We start from the raw sequence: 773 nt of genomic DNA on the forward strand, positions 1-773 counted from the left end.
CCCACCCCAACCCCTCCCCGCAAGGGGGAGGGGCTTTCTCCCGAGAAAACCATGCCCCAATCCCTCACCCTGGCCGAGGCCCGGGCGTTCCTGCGCGTCCCTGACGCGTCCGAGGACGCCGTCCTGACGCTCCTGATCGACGCCGCCGAGACCCGCGTCGCGGCCGCCGCGGGCGTCGCCCTGACCGCCGCCAGTCCCGCGCCCCTGCGCCTGGCCGTCCTCACCCTGGTCGCCCACGCCTACGAGCTTCGCTCGTCCTTGGGCGACGCCGGCGAGCCCTCGCTGGCCCTCGTCGAGCCGTGGCTGACCCCTTACCGAAAGGCCCGGCTGTGACCGACAAGCCCCTGATCGACGCCCTGGTCGCGACGCTGAAGGCCGCGCCCGCCGTCACCGCCATCGCCGGCCAGCGGATCTACGCGACCGCCCCGCGCCTGCCGACCTATCCCTGCGTCGTCGTCACCCGCTCGGAAGGGCGTCCGGTGTCCGAAGGCGACGGGATCGAGCACCTGCTCACCCTCACCTGCGCCAGCCGCTTCGGCGGGCCGGAGGAGGCCAGAGCCCTGGTCGCCGCCGTCCGCGCGGCGCTGCACGACGCCCGGCCGACGCTGTCGAACCGCCGACTCGTGAACCTGCGCGTCCCCTATGCCGACTGCTTCACGGGCGCCGACCGCGAGACCACGCTCGGGATCGTCCGCGTGCGGGCGGTCACCGAAGCGCTCTGACCTTCACAGCCGCACCCCCACCCCCTGCCCCCTCCCCGCAAGGGGGAGGGG

Annotated in this window: 2 protein-coding genes; both read left to right on the forward strand. The window is 74.4% G+C overall.

Annotated features, from left to right (window positions below):
• Positions 1-51: 51 nt before the first annotated feature.
• Positions 52-333: a head-tail connector protein gene (locus AX690_RS20050; RefSeq protein WP_066685722.1), complete on the forward strand. Its 282-nt coding sequence runs from the start codon at positions 52-54 to the stop codon at positions 331-333.
• Positions 330-722 (forward strand): DUF3168 domain-containing protein, encoded by a 393-nt coding sequence (locus AX690_RS20055; RefSeq protein ID WP_066685720.1) that lies wholly within the window; start codon positions 330-332, stop codon positions 720-722. Before AX690_RS20050 ends, AX690_RS20055 begins: the two co-directional genes overlap by 4 nt.
• The last annotated feature ends 51 nt before the right edge of the window (positions 723-773 follow it).

Source organism: Caulobacter sp. CCH9-E1, assembly GCF_001556515.1.
Lineage (GTDB): Bacteria > Pseudomonadota > Alphaproteobacteria > Caulobacterales > Caulobacteraceae > Caulobacter.

What these genes read in the sequence shown, in the direction of transcription:
- AX690_RS20050 (WP_066685722.1), top strand. Translation starts at nt 52, where the DNA reads ATGCCCCAATCCCTCACCCTGGCCGAGGCCCGGGCGTTCCTGCGCGTC.